Here is a 20,856-nt window from a genome sequence, read left to right on the forward strand (position 1 = left end):
TTCCGGAAATCCCTGCATGCCGCTGTCCAAGAACGACCTCGACGCCATCCTGCTGACCCTGGAGCTGGCCTCGCTGACCACCGTGCTGCTGCTGATCATCGGCACGCCCATCGCGCTGTGGCTGGCGCGCACCGACTCCTGGCTCAAGCGCCCGGTCGGCGCCATCGTCGCGCTGCCGCTGGTGCTGCCGCCGACGGTGATCGGCTTCTACCTGCTGGTGAGCATGGGCCCCAACGGTTTCTTCGGCCAGCTGACGCAGAGCCTCGGCCTGGGCACCTTCACCTTCAGCTTCACCGGCCTGGTGATCGGTTCGATCTTCTACTCCCTGCCCTTCGTCGTGCAGCCCTTGCAGAACGCCTTCGAGGCCATCGGCCGCGGCCCGCTGGAGGCCGCTGCGACCTTGCGCGCCAGCCCGTGGGATACGTTCTTCAGCGTGGTGCTGCCACTGGCCCGCCCGGGGTTCATCACCGCCGCGATCCTGGCCTTCGCCCATACCGTGGGCGAGTTCGGCGTGGTGCTGATGATCGGCGGCAATATCCCCGGCAAGACCCAGGTGGTGTCGGTGCAGATCTACAACCACGTGGAAACCATGAACTATGCCCAGGCGCACTGGCTGGCCGGCGGCATGGTGGCGTTCTCCTTCATCGTCCTGCTGGCGCTGTACGGCGGCCGCAGCGCCAGGGTGAGGACGCTGTGATGTTCGGATTCGGCAAGGTCAAGGCGCCTGTCGTCAGTGACGACGGGCGCATCCGCGCGCGCTTCGTGCTACAGCACGCCGACTTTCGCCTGGACGTGAACCTCGACCTGCCGGCGCGTGGCGTCAGCGCCCTGTTCGGCCACTCCGGCTCGGGCAAGACCAGTTGCCTGCGCTGCTTCGCCGGGCTGGAGCGCCCGCAGCAGGGCTACCTGCAGGTGGCCGGCGAACTCTGGCAGGACAGCGAGCGCGGTTTCTTTCTGCCGGCACACCAGCGCGCCATCGGCTACGTGTTCCAGGACGCCAACCTGTTCCCGCACCTGAGCGTGCGCGGCAATCTGCAGTACGGGCAGAAACGCATCCCGGCCGCGCAGCGCAGGGTGGCGCTGGATCAGGCGCTGGATCTGCTGGGCATCGGTCATCTGCTCGAGCGCATGCCGTCGGCGCTGTCCGGTGGCGAACGGCAGCGCGTCGGCATCGCCCGCGCCCTGGTGACCAGCCCGCGCCTGCTGCTGATGGACGAGCCGCTGGCCTCACTGGATCTCAAGCGCAAGCAGGAAGTGCTGCCCTACCTGCAGCGCCTGCACGAGGAGCTGGATATCCCGGTGCTCTACGTCAGCCACGCCCCGGACGAAGTGGCGCGCCTGGCCGACCACCTGGTGCTGCTCGACGACGGCCAGGTACGCGCCAGCGGCCCGCTCAAGGAAACCCTGCTGCGCGCCGACCTGCCCTTCGCCAGCGATGAGGATGCCGAGGCGGTGATCGACGGCGAGGTCTGCGGCCATGCTGCCGCCTATGAGCTGCTGGAACTTCGACTGCCTGGCAGCGAAGCGCGCCTGCGCCTGCCTCACGCGGCATTGCCCAACGGTCACCCGGTGCGGGTGAAGATCAAGGCGCGCGACGTCAGCCTCAGCCTGCAACGCGCCGAGGGCAGCAGCCTGCTCAACCTGCTGCCGGCGACGGTGGAAAGCTGGCAGGCGCTCGATGCGCAGATGCTGCTGACCCTGCGCCTGGGCGAGCAGCGCCTGCTGGCACGGATCACCCGCTATTCATTCGATCAGCTGGGCATTCATGCCGGCCAGGCGCTCTGGGCGCAGATCAAGTCGGTGTCGTTGCTGGCGCCGTAGGCTGCGCCGTGCAACCGCGGAGCCCCCGGTGCGCATGGCGCACCCTACGCTGGAGCCGGCACACCGTAGGGTGCGCCGTGCGCACCGACGATCGTGCAATGTCTCTGTCCTGCACGCCCCGACACTGGGCGCAGATCAAGTCGGTGTCGTTGCGCCGTAATTCCCGGCTGGGCGACCGCGGAGCCCCCGGTGCGCATGGCGCACCCTACGCTGGAGCCGGCACACCGTAGGGTGCGCCGCGCGCACCAACGATCGTGCAATATCCCTGTCCTGCACGCCCCGGTACTGGGCGCAGATCAAGTCAGTGTCATTGCTGGCGCCGTAATTCCTGGCTGGGCGAACGCGGAGCCCCGGTGCGCATGGCGCACCCTACGCTAGACCGGCACACCCGTAGGGTGCGCCGCGCGCACCAACGGTCGTGCAATGTCCCTGTCCTGCACGCCCCGGCACTGGGCGCAGATCAAGTCAGTGTCATTGCTGGCGCCGTAATTCCTGGCTGGGCGAACGCGGAGCCCCGGTGCGCATGGCGCACCCTACGCTAGACCGGCACACCCGTAGGGTGCGCCGCGCGCACCAACGGTCGTGCAATGTCCCTGTCCTGCACGCCCCGGCACTGGGCGCAGATCAAGTCAGTGTCATTGCTGGCGCCGTAGTTCCTGGCTGTGCGAACGCGGAGCCCCCGGTGCGCATGGCGCACCCTACGCTAGACCGGCACACCGTAGGGTGCGCCGTGCGCACCAGCAACGCGCAGGTTGCTAGCTCCCACGCGCCACGTGAGGAAGATCGACCTCACCCATCCATTACCCAATACCCGGCAACTCCAAGTGCTCCGGCCCGATCTCTGCATTTCCAGCCAGCAGCAGGGCGAAGTGAATGACGTTCTCCAGCTCGCGGGTATTGCCCGGCCAGCGGTGCGCCTCCAGCACCGCCTGCGCCGCTGGGCTGATCGGCGGGATGGCCAGGCCCAGCCGCGAGGCATGGATGCCAAGGAAGTACTCGGCCAGCGGCAGGATGTCGCCGACCCGCTGGCGCAGCGCCGGGAACAGCAGCTGGCCGTCGCACAGGTAGGCGTACAGGCGCTCGTCGAAGGTGCCGGCGGCCACGGCGCGGCCCAGATCGATGCTGCTCGCCGCCACCAGACGCACATCCACCGGCAGTGCCTGGCTGGCGCCGACGCGATACACCTCGCGGGTTTCCAGCGCAGCCAGCAGCTTGGCCTGCAGAGGACGCGAAAGATCGGCGATTTCGTCCAGGTACAGCGTGCCGCCATTGGCCGAACCGAACCAGCCGGCGCGGCTGCTGGCGGCCCCGACATGGGCGCCGCCGACATGGCCGAACAGCTCGGCCTCGCCCCATTGCGGGCTGATCGCCGCGCAGCTCAGTGCGACGAACAGGCCGCCGCGCTCGCTCTGCCTGTGGATGTAGCGCGCCAGCAATTCCTTGCCGGTACCACTCTCGCCGAGGATCAGCAGCGGCTGGCCATTGCCCGCCAGCGCCTCGGCGCGTTCGCGCAACTGGCGTGAACGCGGGTCGACGAACACCAGCGCCTTGGCCCGAATGCTCAGCGGGCTCTTGTCCGAATCGGCGAAGGTCAGCGGCGCCGGAAAGTCGGGTGGAAAGCTCATGACGTGCAGCTCCAAAGCCGCACCTCGGTGGACGCAGCCCGTAGTCGAATAAAAAAGAGCGGGCGGCTGCCTGGCCCGATCCCGCTCCGAAAGGGTTAGCCCCGAAGGGACGTTCAGGCGCGCAGGCGCGTCTGCTGTTCGATGCGGCTCTGCAGGCGATACAGATAGCCGAAGCCCTGCTCCCAATAGCGGTGCCCGGACTTCACGTTGATATGTCCGGCACCGGTGAGAATCGCCGCCTCGCTACCCCAGGCGCGCGCCAGCTCCATGGCGCGCAGGGCGCTAGCCGCCGCGTCATTGTCGGAGCCACCAGCAGGCTGGGAAAGGGCAGCAGATCGCGCGGAATCGGTGCGAAATTCTGCAGCGGTGCGGGGCAGCCCGGGCGCTCGACATCGGCCGGCGCCACCAGCAGGGCACCGCGTACGCGACGCAGTAGCTCGATGGGTGCCTGCGCCGCCCAGTGGGCGACGGTGACGCAGCCCAGGCTGTGAGCAATAAGAATGGCAGGGCGCGGGTCGGCGGCTACCGAGCGGTTCAGCTCGCTGACCCAGTCGGCGCATTGCGGCTCGAACCAGTCGGCCTGCTCCACCCGCATGCTGTTCGGCAGGCTGCGTTGCCAATGGCTTTGCCAATGCTCCTCGGGCGAGCCCTGCCAGCCAGGCAGAATCAGATAACGGGTTGCTTCGCTGCCCATGACGGCACCTCCTTGAATCGAATGGCGTCAGTCTAGGCAGCAGAAAGCTATTCCAAAAAGAATAAGAACTTATTTGCTTATTCCATAAGAACAAATAAAACACCCAAGTCCACATATTTCCAAAAAGCATATAAATGTTCTTAAACAGTATTTTTAAGAATATTTCAGCACCTCTACTATCCGCTCCACGCCAGCGTCGGCACTGCCTTGCGCCGCCGTGGCGACCTATTCACAAGGAGCCTGGAAATGACCGCGACTCTGAGAAACCTCGAAGGCCAGGACGAAGCCAGCATCCTGCGCGAGATCCAGACCGCACTGCATGGCCTGAAATTCGGCTCGGTGGAAATCACCGTGCACAACGGCCAGGTGGTGCAGATCGAGCGCAAGGAAAAGATTCGCCTGCAACAGCCGAGCACCAAGAACAGCTGATACATGATGCGGCCCGACTGGACCACCAGAGGGCGCGAGAAACCTCCCCAACCTGACACCAATACGCCAACACAAGAATCCAGTTAGGAGCTGCACCATGTCCATTCGTCGTTTCGCCCTGGCCGCGCTGGCCAGCGCCCTGATCGCCGGCCCGGTGGCCGCCGCGCAAACCCTGCTCAACGTGTCGTACGACCCGACCCGCGAGCTCTATACCGAATTCAACGCCGCGTTCAACAAGCACTGGCAGGCCGAGGGCAACGAGGCGGTGACCATCCAGCAATCCCACGGCGGCTCGGGCAAGCAGGCCCGCGCGGTGATCGACGGCCTGCGCGCCGACGTGGTGACCCTGGCCCTGGCCGGCGACATCGACGAGCTGTACAAGCTCGGCAAGCTGATCCCGGAAAACTGGCAGGAGCGCCTGCCGGACGCCAGCACCCCCTACACCTCGACCATCGTGTTCCTGGTGCGCAAGGGCAACCCCAAGGGCATCAAGGACTGGGATGACCTGGTCAAGCCCGGCGTGGAAGTGATCACCCCCAACCCGAAAACCTCCGGCGGCGCACGCTGGAACTTCCTCGCCGCCTGGGCCTATGCCCAGCAGAAGTACGGCAGCGAAGCCGAGGCCAAGGCCTTCACCGAGAAGCTGTACAAGAACGTCCCGGTGCTCGACACCGGCGCCCGCGGCTCGACCATCACCTTCGTCAACAACGGCATCGGCGACGTGCTGCTGGCCTGGGAAAACGAAGCCTTCCTGGCCCTCAAGGAAGAAGGTGGCGACAACTTCGAGATCGTCGCGCCGTCGCTGTCGATCCTTGCCGAGCCGCCGGTCAGCGTGGTCGACCAGAATGTCGACAAGAAAGGCACCCGCAAGGTCGCCGAGGCCTACCTGAACTACCTGTACAGCGAGGAAGGCCAGCGCATCGCCGCCAAGCACTTCTACCGTCCGCGCAACCAGGCGGTGGCTGCCGAGTTCGCCCAGCAGTTCCCGCAGCTCAAGCTGGTGACCATCGACGCTGACTTCGGCGGCTGGAAAACCGCTCAGCCGAAGTTCTTCAACGACGGCGGCGTGTTCGACCAGATCTATCAGGCGCAGTAGCCCGTAGGGTGGGCCGTGCGCACCAGCGCACGGCCCACCAGATCGTCGCAGCCAGTGGCGGGTTCCACCCGCCCTACCAAGGAGCTTGCATGTCCCGCCGCACTTCCCCCGTCATACCCGGCTTCGGGCTGACGCTGGGTTACACCCTGGTGTACCTCAGCCTGTTGGTGCTGATTCCCCTGGGTGCCATGTTCGTCCACGCTGCCCAGCTCACCTGGGATCAGTTCTGGGCCATCATTTCCTCACCGCGCGTGCTGGCCGCCCTGAAGCTGAGCTTCGGTACCGCCCTGCTCGCCGCCGTGATCAACGGCGTGATCGGTACCCTGCTGGCCTGGGTGCTGGTGCGCTACACCTTCCCCGGCCGCAAGATCATCGAAGCGATGATCGACCTGCCCTTTGCCCTGCCCACCGCCGTTGCCGGTATCGCCCTGACCGCGCTCTATGCGCCGGGCGGCCTGGTCGGCCAGTTCGCCACCGCCCTGGGCTTCAAGATCGCCTACACCCCGCTGGGCATCACCCTGGCGCTGACCTTCGTCACCCTGCCCTTCGTCGTGCGCACCATCCAGCCGGTGCTGGCCGACATCCCGCGCGAGGTCGAGGAAGCTGCCGCTTGCCTGGGCGCCCGCCCGCTGCAGGTGGCCCGCCACGTGCTGCTGCCGGCGCTGCTGCCGGCCTGGCTGACCGGTTTTGCCCTGGCCTTCGCCCGCGGCGTCGGCGAGTACGGCTCGGTGATCTTCATCGCCGGCAATATGCCGATGAAGACCGAGATCCTGCCGCTGCTGATCATGGTGCAGCTGGACCAGTACAACTACGCCGGCGCCACCGCCATCGGCGTGCTGATGCTGGTGGTGTCGTTCATCCTGCTGCTGCTGATCAACCTGCTGCAGCGCCGCATCAGTCGTTCGTAAGGAGCCAGGCATGTCATCTGCAACCCTGACGGCCAGCGCCGCCAACAACGCCGCGCGCCGCGGCAGCGCCCTGGGCCGCCGCCTGCTGATCGTTTCGGCCTGGCTGGTGTTCGCCTTCTTCCTGCTGCTGCCCCTGTTCGTGGTAGCCACCGAAGCGCTCAAGCAGGGCGTCGGCGTATTCGTCGCCGCGATCCTCGAGCCCGACGCGATCAGCGCGCTGAAACTGACCCTGCTCGCCGTGGGCATCGCCGTGCCGCTCAACCTGGTGTTCGGCGTGGCCGCCGCCTGGTGCGTGAGCAAGTACGAGTTCCGCGGCAAGAGCATCCTGGTGACCCTGATCGACCTACCGTTCTCGGTGTCGCCGGTGATCGCCGGTCTGATATACGTGCTGCTGTTCGGCGCCCAGGGCTTCTTCGGCCCCTGGCTGCGCGAGCATGACATCCAGATCATCTTCGCCCTGCCCGGTATCGTCCTGGCCACCATCTTCGTCACCGTACCCTTCGTCGCCCGCGAGCTGATCCCGCTGATGCAGGAACAGGGCACGCAGGAAGAAGAGGCCGCGCGCCTGCTCGGCGCCAACGGCTGGCAGATGTTCTGGCACGTCACCCTGCCCAACATCAAATGGGGCCTGATCTACGGCGTGGTGCTGTGTACCGCGCGGGCGATGGGTGAGTTCGGCGCGGTATCGGTGGTGTCCGGGCACATCCGCGGCTACACCAACACCCTGCCGCTGCATGTCGAGATTCTCTACAACGAATACAATCACGTCGCCGCCTTCAGCGTTGCCAGTCTGCTGCTGCTTCTGGCGCTGTTCATCCTGCTGCTCAAGCAGTGGAGCGAGTCCCGTATCAACCGCCGCAAAGCCAGTGCTGGCGAGGAATAAGCCATGAGTATCGAAATCCGCAACGTCAGCAAGAACTTCAATGCGTTCAAGGCGCTGAAGGACATCAACCTGAACATCCAGAGCGGCGAGCTGGTCGCCCTGCTCGGCCCGTCCGGCTGCGGCAAGACCACCCTGCTGCGCATCATCGCCGGCCTGGAAACCCCGGACAGCGGCACCATCGGCTTCCACGGCGAGGACGTTTCCGAGCACGACGTGCGCGATCGCAACGTCGGTTTCGTGTTCCAGCACTACGCGCTGTTCCGCCACATGACGGTGTTCGACAACGTCGCCTTCGGCCTGCGCATGAAGCCCAAGCGCGAGCGCCCGAGCGAGGACGTGATCAAGCAGAAGGTGCACGAGCTGCTCGATCTGGTGCAGCTCGACTGGCTCGGCGACCGCTACCCGGAGCAGCTCTCCGGCGGCCAGCGCCAGCGTATCGCCCTGGCCCGCGCCCTGGCCGTGGAGCCCAAGGTGCTGCTGCTCGACGAACCCTTCGGCGCGCTGGACGCCAAGGTGCGCAAGGAGTTGCGTCGCTGGCTGGCGCGCCTGCACGACGACGTGCACCTGACCAGCGTGTTCGTCACCCACGACCAGGAAGAAGCCATGGAAGTGGCCGACCGCATCGTGGTGATGAACAAGGGCGTGATCGAACAGATCGGCACGCCGGCCGAAGTCTACGAGAACCCGGCCAGCGACTTCGTCTACCACTTCCTCGGTGACGCCAACCGCCTCTATGTCGGCAAAGACCACCACGTGCTGTTCCGCCCGCACGAGGTCGACCTGTCGCTGCACCCGGCGGCCGATCACCAGAGCGGCGAGGTGCGCGACATCCGCCTGCTCGGCGCCATCACCCGCATCACCCTCAAGGTCGAGGGCCAGGACGAGCTGATCGAGGCCGAGGTGGCCAAGGATCACGTCAGCCTGGACAACCTCGCCCGTGGCACCACCCTGTACTTCAAGCCCAAGGGTGGCAAGCCGGTCGGCACACCGGCCAGCTGAGGCCCATGCAGCATGTAGGGTGGGCGTAGGGTGGGCTTCAGCCCACCAAAACAGAGCTCACCTTCATTTGGTGGGCTAAAGCCCCACCCTACGAACCTGGACCTGACCATCAAACGGCAGAAGCCTGCGACTGCTTGAGGCCGAACCACTGCAACTCGGCCAGCAGCGCCACCGCCAGCGCCTGGGCGATGACGAAGGCGTAGCCGAACAGATTCGGTGACACCCAGCCGATCACCAGCACGTAGGGTGGGCTTCAGCCCACCGAAACAGAGCTCACCTTTATCTGGTGGGCTAAAGCCCACCCTACGAACCTGACCATCAAACGGCAGAAGCCTGCGACTGCTTGAGGCCGAACCACTGCAACTCGGCCAGCAGCGCCACCGCCAGCGCCTGGGCGATGACGAAGGCATGGCCGAACAGGTTCGGTGACACCCAGCCGATCACCAGCACCAGCAGACTGTCGATCACCCACAGGGCGTTGACCGCGATCACCGCCCAGATCGCCTGGCGGCTGATTTCGGCGCGGTTGGCCAGCCACACCAGCATGGCGGCGAAGGGCAGCAGCGCGCTGCCGGCGACCAGCAGCAGCAGGCGCGGCAGTTCGAGAAAGGCGCCCAGCCAGCCTGCCGCCAGTACCAGCAGCAGGCCGGTGAAACCGCTGAGCAGGCCATCGATCAGCAGAGCGTTACGTAGCATCGGGGAAGGTTGCAGTGCGTTCATGGCGAATCTCCTGAAAGCGGCACCGGGCTGGTGCCTGGCACACAGAGTTCGCCGAAACGCGCAGGGCGTCGATTACCTGTCAGGTAATGGCCGGCATGACGCCGCTGAACTATCGTGCTGGCCATGAACGATTCCCAGACCGCAGGCGCCCTGTTGCGCCAATGGCGCCAGCGGCGCCGCCTGAGCCAGCTCGACCTCGCCTGCGAGGCCGAAATCTCCACACGCCACCTGAGCTTCGTCGAAACCGGCCGCGCCCAGCCCAGCCGCGACATGCTGCTGCACCTGGCCGAACAGCTGGACATGCCGCTGCGCGAGCGCAACCGCCTGCTCGGCGCCGCCGGCTACGCCCCGCTGTACAGCCAGCACGACCTGGCCGACCCGGCGCTGGCACCGGCGCGCCAGGCCATCGAGCAGCTGCTCAAGGCCCATGAGCCCTATCCGGCGCTGGCCATCGACCGGCAGTGGAATCTGCTGGCGGCCAACGCGGCAGCCAACGCCTTTCTCACCGGCATGCCGGCGTTCCTGCTCGGCCCGCCGCTCAACGTCATGCGCCTGTCGCTGCACCCCGAGGGTCTGGCGCCGCGCATCGCCAACCTGGCGCAGTGGCGCGCGCACCTGCTGATACGCCTGCAGCGCGACGCGGAAATCAGCGGCGACGGGGCGCTGTTCACCCTGCTCGACGAGTTGCGCGGCTACCCGGCACCGGCCGAGGTTCCTGCGCCCGCGAGCGACGCCGTACTGGTACCGCTGCAACTGCACAGCGAACAAGGCGTGCTGAGCCTGATCAGCACCATCACGGTATTCGGCACGCCCAATGACGTGACCCTGGCCGAACTGGCGCTGGAAACCTTCTTCCCCGCCGACGCCTTCACCGCCGAGTACCTGCGCACGCTGATCAAAAGCCCCTGAACGGTAGCGATTTCCGACGAAATCACTCTTTTGGGTCATGCTCCGCTGCGCTTGACGCAGTAGTCTTGGCGCTGCGTCGTTGACGCCGCCACTGCATACCTGCTCAAAACAATAACAAGGAGCACCCCGGATGCGCTGTAAAGCACTGTTGCGCCATGCTTTTTTCTGGTCGCTCGGAGTTCTCGCCGGGCTCTCGCCAATGGCCTTCGCCGAAGCCGTCAGCCTGCAGGAACAGATTCAGATCCACGCCAGTCGCGCCACCAGCAGCCTGATGCTGTTACGCGGCGAAGGTTTCCAGAAGACCCACCAGCAACGCCTGGATGCCGACCTGGCCGCCCTGGCCGGCGCCATGCAGAGCCTGCCGCAGGGCAGCGCCGAACTCAGCCGCGCCCATCAGGCCCTCGTTACCCAACTGCGCAATGGTGTTTCCTATGGCCCCGGCGACGACAACGTGCCCTGGCGCTTCCCGGAAGACCTGAGCCGCGCCCTGCGCGACTTCCTCAGCGCCGCCCGCGCCCTGCCGGGCGGCGAGGGGCAGAGCGAACTGGCGGCCAAGATCGAGTATCTCGGCGTGCAGTACCTCAGCCGTTCCTACCTGGGCACCTTCGAGATCGCCCGTGAGCAGCCCGACACCTACCTGGGCCAGGATGAACGCCTGCTGCTGCCGGCCATCGACAGCGAACTGCAGGCACTGAGCGATCAGTCCGATCCGCAGGTGGCCAGGCTGCAGACCCGCTGGAGCTACCTGCGCGCCGCCCTGGCCGACATGAACAGCCAGAGCAACACGCTGGAGAGCGTATCCGGCCGGCCGTTCGCGCCCATCACAGTGGATCGCAACACGCGCTCGCTGACCACGCAATGGATGTCGATGTACTAGAAAGGCTCGCGGCTGACGCCCACAGCCGTGCGTACCGGGGGCTCCGCGGTCGCCTAGCCAGGAATTACGCTGCCAGCAACGACACCGACTTGATCTGCGCCCAGTGCCGGGGCGTGCAGGACAGGGAAATTGCACGATCGCTGGTGCGCGCGGCGCACCCTACGGAGGGTGCCGGCTCTAGCGTAGGGGCGCCGCGCGCACCGCGTTCACGCCAGCGCCTTCTTCTCGCGAATGCAGGTAGGCCCGGCGATCTCCACCACGGCATGCTCGATTTCCTTGCGCAGGCCGAGCAGGAAGGCCAGTTCGGCGACCACGAACAGCGGGCCGATCACCAGGCCCATGACGTCATCGACGAATGCCGGCTTGCGCCCTTCGTAGTAATGACCGACGAACTGGATGACCCAGCCCACCACGAACAGGCCGATGCCGGCGCTCAGCCAGAGCGTCGTGGAGGCCTGCGCCAGGCCGGCAGCGACCCACAGGCAGAGGCCCAGCAGCGCCGCCATCAGCAGGCCGAAACGGGTATCCAGGCGCAGGTAGAACCAGGCCGAAACCAGCGCCACCAGGGTGGCCGGCGCCAGCCACAGGCCGGCCATGGCGAAGCCGGGCCGCGACAGCAGCACCGCCACGGCCAGCACTATCATGGGAATGCCGATGAAATGACTGGCGATATTGCGCCGGTCGCGATGGTAGGCCGCATACTGGGCCAGATGATCGACGAGGGTTTTCATTGTTATCGTCCTCAGCTGTGGAACAGGCCCGCTCATGATCGCCGCGGCCCGCGCCACCGCTCTGTCGGCTAGCCGACAATGGCAGGGATCGCCGTACCGACCGCAACAGCCGACAGGAGCTGCGATGCCCGATCCACACCGCTATCTCGCGCTGCTACGCCAGGGTCACTGGTTCGCCGCGCTGCCAGATGAACTGAGCCAGGCGCTGCTGGCCATGGCCAGGGTGCAGCGTCTGGAGGCCGGGCAGCGCCTGTTCCACCGTGGCGACAAACCCTGCGGCCTGTACGCCGTGGTCGAAGGCGCGGTGCGCGTCGGTGCGATCAGCGAGAGCGGCAAGGAGGCGCTGCTGACGCTGGTGGAGCCACCCTACTGGTTCGGCGAGATCTCCCTGTTCGACGGCCTGCCGCGCACCCACGACGCCTTCGCCGACAGCGCCAGCACCCTGCTGCTGTTGCCGCAGCACGAGCTGCTCGCCCTGCTCGAACGCCAGCCGCAGTACTGGCGCGATTTCGCCCTGCTGATGACGCACAAGCTGCGCCTGGCCTTCGTCGCCCTGGAAGACATGAGCCTGCTGCCGGCCGCGCCACGCCTGGCCCGGCGCCTGCTGCTGATGGCCGAGAACTATGGCGAGAGCGAGCCGCGCCGGGTGCTGCACCTGGCTCAGGAACAGCTGGCGCTGATGCTCGCGCTGTCGCGCCAGACTACCAATCAGATTCTCAAGGAGCTGCAGGCCCAGGGCGTGGTCCGCCTGACCTACGGCGAAATCGAAATTCTCGACCTCCACCGCCTGCGCCAGCTGGCCGGCTGAACCGCCAGCATTGCGCCACTGTCCAAGGCCAGTCTTGCCACAGGATGCCTGCTTCGATGCCCGTCACCGCCACTGCACTGCCCGATGTCCTCGCCGGCCCGCTACTGCGCCGCATGGAACCCGGCCGCCTGGTGCTGTGGCTGGTGGCCAGCCGCGCGCTGCGCCTGCAGCTGTGGCTGCGCCCCGACGACCAGGCGTCGCACCTGCACGCGCTGGACGATCACTGCCGGCAATTGCCGCTGGGCCGGCATGCCGTGCTGCACCTGATCGACCTGCCGCTGCAGCAGCCCCTGCCGCAGGATGTGCGCATCGCCTATGACCTGCAGATCGTCGAGGACGGCGGCACACGCGGCCTCGCCGACTGGGCGCCGCACCTGCTCTATCCGGGCGCCGAGCATGCCGATTTCGTCCTGCGCTCGCGCCTCGATCACCTGCTGCATGGCTCCTGCCGCAAGCCGCATCACCACGCCACCGACGGCCTGCTGTGCGCCGACCGTCTGCTCGCCGACCAGACACAGGCCGGTCAACGCCCGGCCCTGCTGCTGATGAGCGGCGATCAGGTCTACGTCGACGACGTCGCCGGGCCGATGCTGTGCGCCATCCACCAGCTGATCGCCCGCCTCGGCCTGTTCGACGAAACCCTCGAAGGTGCGGTGGTCGAGGACAGCCAGGCGCTGTACGCCGACCCGGTCGGCTACTACCGACGGGCCGAGCTGCTGCCGGCGCTGAAGAGCAACCAGACCCTGCGCGACAAGTTCTTCGGCGGGGTGGAGAAGCCGATCTTCACCAGCAGCAATGCCGACAATCACCTGGTGACCTTCGCCGAGATGATCGCCATGTACCTGCTGGTCTGGTCGCCCGTGCCCTGGACCCTGATCGAGGAAGACCAGCCGCCGCTGGATGCCCTCAGGCAGCAGCGCTACGCCGCGGAGCGCGCGTGCGTCGACGCCTTCCGCCGCCAACTCGGCCAGGTCGCGCGGGTATTCGCGCACCTGCCGACGCTGATGATCTTCGACGACCACGACGTCACCGACGACTGGAACCTCTCCGCGCGCTGGGAACAGACCGCCTACGGCCATCCCTTCTCCAAGCGCATCATCGGCAACGCCCTGCTCGCCTACCTGCTGTGCCAGGGCTGGGGCAACAACCCGGACGTGTTCGAGCAGCCGCTGGAGGCCTTTGCCGAGCTGCTGCAGCAGCGCCAGGACAATCACTTGCAGGCAGCGGCGCAGGACGCGCTGATCGACCAGCTGCTGCACTTCGAGCGCTGGGATTACGTGCTGCCGACCACGCCCGCGCTGCTGGTGCTGGACACCCGCACGCGCCGCTGGCGCAGCGAAGGGCACCTGTCGAAACCCTCGGGGCTGATGGACTGGGAGGCGCTGTGCGACTTCCAGCAGGCCCTGCTCGATCACCCGGCGTGCATCATCGTCTCGCCGGCGCCGATGTTCGGGGTGAAGCTGATCGAGGGCATCCAGAAGCTGTTCACCTACGCCGGTCATCCGTTGCTGGTCGATGCGGAAAACTGGATGGCCCATCGCGGCGCGGCCAGCGTGATGCTGAACATCTTCCGTCACTCGCGCACGCCGAGGGACTTCGTGATTCTTTCCGGCGACGTGCACTACTCCTTCGTCTACCGCGTGAGCATCCGCCACAAGCGCGCCAGCCCGACCATCTGGCAGATCACCAGCAGCGGCATCAAGAACGAGTTCCCGCCGCGCCTGCTGGACTGGTTCGACCGCCTCAATCGCTGGCTCTACGCGCCCTGGTCGCCACTCAACTGGCTGACCAAGCGCCGGCGCATGCGCGTCACCCCGCTGATTCCCGACCGCAGCCGCTCGGGCGAGCGCCTGTGGAACGGCGCCGGCCTCGGCCAGGTGTTCTTCGACGAGCAGGGCCGGCCCGGCCGCATCCTCCAGCTCAACGCCGATGGATCGAAGCCGGTGGCCTTCGTCGCCGAGCGCGAGGAGCGCCAGCCGCGGGAAATTGCCGCGCGCTCGTGAACCGGCCGAGGCGGCGCAAGCGCCTGCCGCATGACGGCCCCCTCACTGCGCCAGCCAGCCACCATCGATGTTCCATGCTGCGCCACGCACCTGCTGCGCCGCCGAACTGCACAGAAACAGCGCCAGCTCGCCGAGCTGCTGCGGGGTGACGAAGGCCTGCGATGGCTGCTTCTCTGCCAGCAGCGCCGTGCACGCCTGCTCGGGCGATTCGCCTGCGGCGATGCGCGCGTCGATCTGCCGCTGCACCAGGGGCGTGAGCACCCAGCCGGGACAGATGGCATTGCAGGTGACGCCGCTCAGGGCGGTTTCCAGCGCCACCACCTTGGTCAGGCCGAGCACGCCGTGCTTGGCCGCGACGTAGGCCGCCTTGCCGAGCGAGCCGACGCTGCCGTGCACCGAGGCGATGTTGATGATGCGCCCCCAGTCCTGCGCGCGCATGTCCGGCAGGGCCAGGCGCGTGCAATGGAATACCGCGCTGAGGTTGAGCGCGAGGATGGCGTCCCAGCGTTCGGCGGGAAAGTCCTGCAGCGGCGCGACATGCTGGATGCCGGCATTGTTGACCAGGATATCGACTCGGCCGAACTCGCGCCGGGCGTAGTCGAACAGCGCCTCGATCTGCGCCGGGTCGGCGAGGTCGGCGGCGTGGTAGCCGACGCGTCCCTCGTGGCGCGCCAGCTGTTCGGCCGCGGCCTGCCAGTCGCCGAAACCGTTGAGAATGACACTGGCGCCGTTGCGCGCCAGCACCTCGGCGATGCCGAGGCCGATCCCGCTGGTCGAGCCGGTGATCAGAGCGGTCTTTCCATTGAGCATCATGGGGTTCCTTGTCGTGTGAGATGAAGCTGCAGTGGCTGCGGCGCCGCTCGCGCTTGCCGGAAAAAAGGCCGGGCCAGCTGGCCCGGCAAGGCTTTCACGAGGAGTAATCGCGATAGGCGGGGCGCGCCCTTACCAGAGTGGCAGGCTGTAGCTGACGATGAAGCGGTTCTCGTCCAGGTCCGGGCCGAAGTTGCTGCGCGTGGTGGCGTTGCGCAGACGCAGGCCGAGGTTCTTCAGCGGGCCGCTCTGCACCACGTAGGCCAGGTCGGTGTTGCGCTCCCAGGTCTTGCCCTCGCTTTGCCCGGCGCCGCGGTCGACGTTGTCGCCGGACAGGTAACGGGTCATCAGGCTCAGGCCGGGGACGCCGAGGGCGGCGAAGTCGAAGTCGTAGCGCAACTGCCAGGAGCGCTCGTCCTGGTTGCCGAAGTCGTTGATCTGCACCAGGTTGATCAGCGCGTTGTCGGCCCCGGCGATATAGGCGAAGCCGGTGTCGCCGGACAGGTGCTGGTAGCCGGCGGTGAAGCCGTGGCTGCCCAGGCGATAGGTGAACAGCGCACCGAAGGCGTCGTTGTCGACGTTGCTGCCGCCATCATCGGTGGAGCGGGCGTAGCGGATGTCCGACTTGAAGCTCTGGCCCTCGCCCAGCGGCAGTTGGTGCACCAGGTTGACCAGGTGCTGCTTGTAGATGCCGTCGAGGCCGCCGTAGTAGTAGCTGGTGGCGAGCTCCGGGGTCCACTGGTAGCGGCCGCCGGCGAAGATGAACTCGTCGCTGGTCCGCGTGCTGCCCAGCACGATGTTGCGGCGGCCGCCGTTGAACACGGCCATTTCCTCGTTATCCGAGGAGTCGCGCTGGTTGACCCGGTCCAGTCGGCCGAGGTCCAGGCTCAGCCCCTCGATCTCGTTGCTGCTCAGCCAGGCACCGCGAAAGGTCTGCGGCAGCAGGCGGCTGTCGTTGCGCATCAGCGCCGGCAGCAGCGGTTGCAGGGTGCCGAGCTTGAGGGTGCTGTTGGAAGCGCGCAGCTTGGCGGTGAAGCCGGCTTCGCCGTATTCGTCCTGGGCGCGTCTGGGTGCCTCGCGGTCGCTTTTCAGCAGGCCGGTGCCGATGCGGTCCGGGCTGGAGTCGAGCTTGAGGCCGAGCAGGCCGATGGCGTCGATGCCGAAACCGATGGGCCCCTCGGTGTAGCCGGACTCGAAGCGCAGCATGAAGCCCTGCGCCCATTCCTCGGCCTTGCTCTGCGCCGCGCCGTTCTGGCGGAAGTCGCGATTGAAGTAGAAATTGCGCGCATCGAGTACGGCCTTGCTGTCGTCGACGAAGGCGGCGCTGGCGGGGCTGGCGGCGATCAGTACGGCGCCGCCGCAAAGCAGCTGGCAGAGGGAGCTGTGGTGCAGTCGCATGGTATATCCTCTTGTTGTTATGGGCCGCGTTGCGCGGCCGCAAGAGGCAGAGCGAGAAGCGTGCCAGCCCCTCCAGGCAGGCGCCCTGTCGGCGCAATGCCGCGGGCCAGAGCCTTTTGGCGCAAATGCTGGTGGGTCGGGACGGAAGCGCGGAGTGTCCGCTGCGCTGGACATGTCGGCTGGCGACGGCACTCGCCGTCCAGCCGGCTGGACGCGGATGCCTGTATCGAGAATCCTGGCCAATGCCAGCAGGCCGCCATGCTGGGCTACGCCGCATCGGCGGTTGCAATGCTGATGACTGAACCACCGGTCGAACGCGGTCGTCCCCTCGCCCCTCTGGGGAGAGGGCTAGGGAGAGGGGTAGACGGCAGCCCTGCAGGGTGGGTTAGCGGCGCGGCGGTGGTTATCGCCAACCCAACGCAAACCGGACGCCGCGTAACCCACCATTGCGGTTTGCGGTAGGCCGCCATGCTGGGCTGCGCCGCGTTGGCGGTTAGCACCGCACGCACGAAGCCACCCCAAGCATGACCGAACCTCTGCCCGCCGCGGGCTCGCTTCAGCGCTGGCTCAGGCCGTGCTGCTGCAGCTTGCTGTACAGGCTGGCGCGGGAGATGCCCAGCTCCATGGCGGCGCGGCGGCGGTTGCCCTTGCAGGCCACCAGCATGCTCTGCAGGGCACGCCGCTCGGCCTGGGCAAGGGTCTGCGCCAGCGGCTGCACGGGCTCGTCGGCACCAGGCGCGGCCGAGCTGGTCGGCGTTTCCGTCGCCGCGGCGCTGCCGGGAGCGGCCAGCAGTGGCTGCAACTGGGGCACATCCAGCAGCGGGCCGTCGACATCCAGCTGGGCGCGCTCGAGCAGGTTGCGCAGCTCGCGCACGTTGCCCTTCCAGGGCTGGCGGGCGAGCAGGCTCAGCGCCTTGTGGCTCAGCTCCATGGGCGCCTGGCCGGAGCGATTGGCGATGTCGTCGAGGAGAAATTCGACCAGCGCCGGGATGTCCTCGCGTCGCTCGCGCAGGGGCGGTACCTGCAGGGCCAGGACATTGAGGCGGTAGTACAGATCGCCACGAAACTGCCCGGCCGCCACCTTGGCTTCCAGGTCGATATGGGTAGCCGCGATCACCCGCACGTTGAGCGGCTTGACCTGGTTGGAGCCGAGCGGCTCCACCTCCTGCTCCTGCAGCACGCGCAGCAGCTTGGCCTGCAGCGGCAGCGGCAGGTCGCCGATCTCGTCGAGAAACAGCGTGCCGCCGTTGGCCACCTCGAACTTGCCGATGCGCGCCTTGCGCTCGGCGCCGGTGAAGGCGCCCGGCGCGGTGCCGAACAGCTCGGCCTCGACCAGGGTTTCCGGGATCGCCGCGACGTTGACCGCGACGAAGGGGCCATTGGCCCGCGGCGACAGGTTGTGGATGCCCTGCGCCAGCAGCTCCTTGCCGGTGCCGGTCTCGCCGCGGATCAGCACCGTGGCATCCAGCTGCGCGGCGCGGCGCGCCTGGCGCTTCACCTCGCTGGCCGCCGCACTGGCGCCGATGAAGCCGGCGATGGTGTAGCGCGCTCGGCGCGCCTTGGCCAGCTCGTGCTGGGTGGCGAGCAGCTGGGTCTGCAGGTTGGCGTACTTGGCCATCAGCGGCTTGAGATGGCGGGCGCGGTCGAACAGGACGAAACCGAGGGCGCCGACCAGGGTGCCGTCCTCGTCGCGCAGGGGAATACGGGTGACCACGAAGTGCTCGTCGCCGAACGCCATCAGGTCGAGCATGCTCGGCTGGCCGCTTTCCACCACCTCGCGCAGGCGGCTGGCCGGCAGCACCTCTTCGACCTCCTTGCCCAGCGCACTGCGCGGATCGCCGATGCCAACCTTCTGCGCGTACTTGTCGTTGATCCAGACGATGCGTGCCTGGCGATTGACCGCGATGGTGCCCTCGCACTGGGCGTCGAGGTGGTCGAACAGCAGCGGCATGGCCACGGCGCGAAAGCGCTCGGGCGACACGCCGATGATCAGGCCGTGCTGGTCGAGGTCGTCACGGGAAATGGCCATGGCAGTTGCGCCTCCATCGGTTGATCCAGGTAATGACGCAAGCCCTGCCGGGTGGGCAGGGCATTGCGCATGCAGCCATGACGGTCACGGGCCGCCATACACCTCGTTGGGCAACCAGGTGGCCAGCGCCTCGAAATGGAACACCAGGGCCAGGCCGAGCAGTTGCAGGGCAATGAACGGCAGCACCCCCAGGTAGATGTGCCGGGTGGTGATCCCCGGCGGGCACACGCCCTTGATGTAGAACAGGGCGAAGCCCACCGGCGGGGTGAGGAAGGAGGTCTGCAGGCACAGGGCGAAGAGGATGGCGAACCACAGCGGGTCCACGCCCATGGCGAACAGCACCGGCGCCACCAGCGGCAGGACGATCAGGGTGATTTCCACCCAGTCGAGGAAGAAGCCCAGCAGGAAGGTGATGAACAGGACGGTGAGCAGCACGCCGGTCTGGCCGAACGGCAGGCTGGTCAGCGCCGCACGCACCACGTCGTCGCCGCCGAGGCCGCGCAGCACCGCGGCGAACACCGTGGCGCCGATGAAGATGCCGAAGATGAACGCGGTGGTGCGGCTGGTCTGGTACAGCGCGTCCTTGATCACCGCCAGATTCAGGCGCCGGCTGAACCAGGCCATCAGCACCGCGCCGGCCGCGCCCACGGCCGAGGCCTCGGTGGTGGTGGCGATGCCGAAGAAGATCGAGCCGAGCACGGCGAGAATCAGCCCCAGCGGTGGCACCACGGCCAGCAGCACGTCGAGCAGGGCGCGCATGTCCAGTGGCTGACGATCCTTCGGCGCCGGGGCGAAGTCCTTGTTCAGCCAGGCGGCGACCAGGATGTACAGCACGTAGAGCACGCCAAGCAGCATGCCCGGGATCAGCGCGCCCATGAACAGCTTGCCGACCGAAGCCGCCGGCGTGCCCAGGCGGTCGGCCATCAGCACCAGCATGATGCTCGGCGGCACCAGGATGCCCAGGGTGCCCACCGAACAGGCCGTGCCCACCGCCAGGCTCTTGTTGTAGTTGGCCTGCAGCATCGGGCCGAGCGAGAGCAGGCCGAGCAGCACCACCGAGGCACCGACGATGCCGGTGGAGGCGGCCAGCAGCACGCCGACGATGACCACGGTGATGGCGTAGCCGCCGCGCAGCGGGCCGAGCACGCGCACCAGGCTGTGCATCAGGCGCTCGGCGATGCCGGAGCGGTCGAGCATGATGCCCATGAAGATGAACAGCGGCAGCGCCACCATCAGCTCGTTGGCGACGATGCCGTAGATGCGCGCGTCCAGCACGCCGATGGTGCCGCTCCAGGTGAACCAGAGTTCGGCGTCGAAATGGTTCACCAGCACATGGCCGACGACCGCGAAGATCAGGCCGATGCCGGCCAGCGACCAGGCCACGGGAAAGCCGAGCAGCAGCAACCCCATGAAGCTGGCGAACATGGCGATAACCAGAATTTGTTCCAGACCCATCATTTCAGCCTCGTGATCAGGGGTGCGGGTGAGCGCCGTTGGCGGGCTCGTCGGGCGCATCGATGGCCCGCGGGAAATGCAGCAGCAGGGTGCTGCAGCGCGAGGCGCGGGCGATCAGGGCAATGGCCACAAGAATCAGCCCCAGCGGCAGCACGCTCTTGAACACGAAGCGATAGGGCAGCCCGCTCGGTGCCTGCGAGTGCTCCATGTAGACGAAGGCGGTGTGGGCGTAGGCCAGCAGGCTGTCGATCATCAGCACGATCACCGGCAGGGCCAGCAGGACGATGCCCAGCAGCTCGATCCAGGCCTGGGCGCGCAGGGGGAATTTCTCGCGCAGCACGTCGACGCGCACATGGTCGTCGCGCACCACGGCGTAGCCCAGCGAGAGCATCATGGCGGCGCCGAACAGGTGCCAGGACAGCTCCTCCAGGGCGATCGAGCCGCGCGACAGGATGAAGCGGCTGAACACGTTGCACAGCACCACCAGCAGCACGGCCAGCCACAGCCAGGCGCTGGCCTTGCCGATGGTGGCGACGAGACGGTCCAGAATGCTGGACAGGCGGTTATGGGGTAGCGCCGCAGCGGCGGATGTGGGGTGTTGCATCGGGAAAACCTCGGGCAGGAAGGCGCGACGGGCCGCGGCATAGCCGGGCCCGCGCAG

At 67.1% G+C, this 20,856-nt stretch carries 19 protein-coding genes and 1 pseudogene; 11 read left to right on the forward strand and 9 right to left on the reverse strand.

Translation table 11 applies throughout. The features are described 5' to 3' along the window. The first annotated feature begins 16 nt into the window (after positions 1-16). Positions 17-697 carry a molybdate ABC transporter permease subunit gene (modB, locus tag BLS61_RS08275; protein ID WP_090429738.1) on the forward strand — a complete coding sequence of 227 codons (681 nt, stop codon included), beginning with the start codon at positions 17-19 and terminating at the stop codon, positions 695-697. Continuing rightward, positions 697-1,821, forward strand: coding sequence for a molybdenum ABC transporter ATP-binding protein (gene modC, locus BLS61_RS08280; protein ID WP_090429740.1), 1,125 nt, complete (start codon positions 697-699; stop codon positions 1,819-1,821). Before modB ends, modC begins: the two co-directional genes overlap by 1 nt. An 800-nt stretch (positions 1,822-2,621) precedes the next feature. Here modC and BLS61_RS08285 read toward each other — a convergent pair. Beyond that, complete coding sequence (locus tag BLS61_RS08285; protein WP_090429742.1) at positions 2,622-3,446, reverse strand: sigma 54-interacting transcriptional regulator; 825 nt, start codon at positions 3,444-3,446, stop codon at positions 2,622-2,624. A gap of 113 nt (positions 3,447-3,559) precedes the next feature. Then, positions 3,560-4,140 (reverse strand): annotated as a pseudogene (locus BLS61_RS08290) (RBBP9/YdeN family alpha/beta hydrolase). Positions 4,141-4,386: 246 nt separating this feature from the next. On the opposite strand from BLS61_RS08290, the gene oscA reads away from it, so the two are divergent. From oscA to BLS61_RS08315, 5 genes are all read left to right on the forward strand, one after another. After that, positions 4,387-4,569, forward strand: coding sequence for a sulfur starvation response protein OscA (gene oscA, locus BLS61_RS08295; protein ID WP_003464528.1), 183 nt, complete (start codon positions 4,387-4,389; stop codon positions 4,567-4,569). Between the two features lie 97 nt (positions 4,570-4,666). Then, positions 4,667-5,665, forward strand: a complete 999-nt coding sequence (locus tag BLS61_RS08300; protein ID WP_090429744.1) for a sulfate ABC transporter substrate-binding protein — start codon at positions 4,667-4,669, stop codon at positions 5,663-5,665. Between the two features lie 89 nt (positions 5,666-5,754). Beyond that, on the forward strand, positions 5,755-6,573 hold the full coding sequence (gene cysT / locus BLS61_RS08305) for a sulfate ABC transporter permease subunit CysT (RefSeq protein WP_090429745.1): 819 nt from the start codon (positions 5,755-5,757) through the stop codon (positions 6,571-6,573). Positions 6,574-6,583: 10 nt separating this feature from the next. After that, entirely contained in the window at positions 6,584-7,456 is an 873-nt protein-coding gene (cysW, locus tag BLS61_RS08310) for a sulfate ABC transporter permease subunit CysW (protein WP_090429747.1), read from the forward strand. 3 nt (positions 7,457-7,459) lie between these two features. Then, entirely contained in the window at positions 7,460-8,455 is a 996-nt protein-coding gene (locus BLS61_RS08315) for a sulfate/molybdate ABC transporter ATP-binding protein (protein WP_090429749.1), read from the forward strand. Positions 8,456-8,773: 318 nt separating this feature from the next. Here the strand turns inward: BLS61_RS08315 and BLS61_RS08320 are convergent, their stop codons facing one another. Next, entirely contained in the window at positions 8,774-9,175 is a 402-nt protein-coding gene (locus BLS61_RS08320) for a hypothetical protein (protein ID WP_090429751.1), read from the reverse strand. 123 nt (positions 9,176-9,298) lie between these two features. Here BLS61_RS08320 and BLS61_RS08325 point away from each other — a divergent pair, with 123 nt between their 5' ends. Both BLS61_RS08325 and BLS61_RS08330 read left to right on the forward strand, forming a co-directional pair. After that, on the forward strand, positions 9,299-10,084 hold the full coding sequence (locus tag BLS61_RS08325) for an MmyB family transcriptional regulator (protein WP_090429753.1): 786 nt from the start codon (positions 9,299-9,301) through the stop codon (positions 10,082-10,084). Between the two features lie 130 nt (positions 10,085-10,214). Then, positions 10,215-10,961: a hypothetical protein gene (locus BLS61_RS08330; RefSeq protein WP_090429755.1), complete on the forward strand. Its 747-nt coding sequence runs from the start codon at positions 10,215-10,217 to the stop codon at positions 10,959-10,961. A 206-nt stretch (positions 10,962-11,167) separates the two neighbouring features. Here the strand turns inward: BLS61_RS08330 and BLS61_RS08335 are convergent, their stop codons facing one another. After that, positions 11,168-11,692 carry an Mpo1 family 2-hydroxy fatty acid dioxygenase gene (locus BLS61_RS08335; RefSeq protein ID WP_003242470.1) on the reverse strand — a complete coding sequence of 175 codons (525 nt, stop codon included), beginning with the start codon at positions 11,690-11,692 and terminating at the stop codon, positions 11,168-11,170. Between the two features lie 124 nt (positions 11,693-11,816). On the opposite strand from BLS61_RS08335, the gene BLS61_RS08340 reads away from it, so the two are divergent. Both BLS61_RS08340 and BLS61_RS08345 read left to right on the forward strand, forming a co-directional pair. After that, positions 11,817-12,500: a Crp/Fnr family transcriptional regulator gene (locus BLS61_RS08340; RefSeq protein ID WP_090429758.1), complete on the forward strand. Its 684-nt coding sequence runs from the start codon at positions 11,817-11,819 to the stop codon at positions 12,498-12,500. A gap of 56 nt (positions 12,501-12,556) precedes the next feature. Then, on the forward strand, positions 12,557-14,503 hold the full coding sequence (locus BLS61_RS08345) for an alkaline phosphatase D family protein (RefSeq protein WP_090429760.1): 1,947 nt from the start codon (positions 12,557-12,559) through the stop codon (positions 14,501-14,503). Positions 14,504-14,545: 42 nt separating this feature from the next. Here BLS61_RS08345 and BLS61_RS08350 read toward each other — a convergent pair whose 3' ends face one another. The 5 genes from BLS61_RS08350 to BLS61_RS08370 all read right to left on the reverse strand — a co-directional run bounded on the left by BLS61_RS08350 (position 14,546) and on the right by BLS61_RS08370 (position 20,799). Then, entirely contained in the window at positions 14,546-15,316 is a 771-nt protein-coding gene (locus tag BLS61_RS08350; protein ID WP_090429763.1) for a 3-hydroxybutyrate dehydrogenase, read from the reverse strand. Positions 15,317-15,445: 129 nt separating this feature from the next. Beyond that, positions 15,446-16,711, reverse strand: a complete 1,266-nt coding sequence (locus tag BLS61_RS08355) for an OprD family porin (RefSeq protein ID WP_090429765.1) — start codon at positions 16,709-16,711, stop codon at positions 15,446-15,448. Positions 16,712-17,267: 556 nt separating this feature from the next. Next, positions 17,268-18,740 (reverse strand): sigma-54 interaction domain-containing protein, encoded by a 1,473-nt coding sequence (locus BLS61_RS08360; RefSeq protein ID WP_090429767.1) that lies wholly within the window; start codon positions 18,738-18,740, stop codon positions 17,268-17,270. Positions 18,741-18,824: 84 nt separating this feature from the next. Further along, entirely contained in the window at positions 18,825-20,195 is a 1,371-nt protein-coding gene (locus tag BLS61_RS08365) for a TRAP transporter large permease (protein ID WP_090429902.1), read from the reverse strand. A 16-nt stretch (positions 20,196-20,211) separates the two neighbouring features. After that, a complete protein-coding gene (locus BLS61_RS08370; RefSeq protein WP_090429904.1) occupies positions 20,212-20,799 on the reverse strand; it encodes a TRAP transporter small permease subunit in 588 nt (195 codons plus the stop codon). Positions 20,800-20,856: the final 57 nt, after the last annotated feature.

The sequence above is a fragment of the Ectopseudomonas guguanensis genome (assembly GCF_900104265.1).
In the GTDB taxonomy this organism is placed as follows: Bacteria; Pseudomonadota; Gammaproteobacteria; order Pseudomonadales; family Pseudomonadaceae; genus Aquipseudomonas; species Aquipseudomonas guguanensis.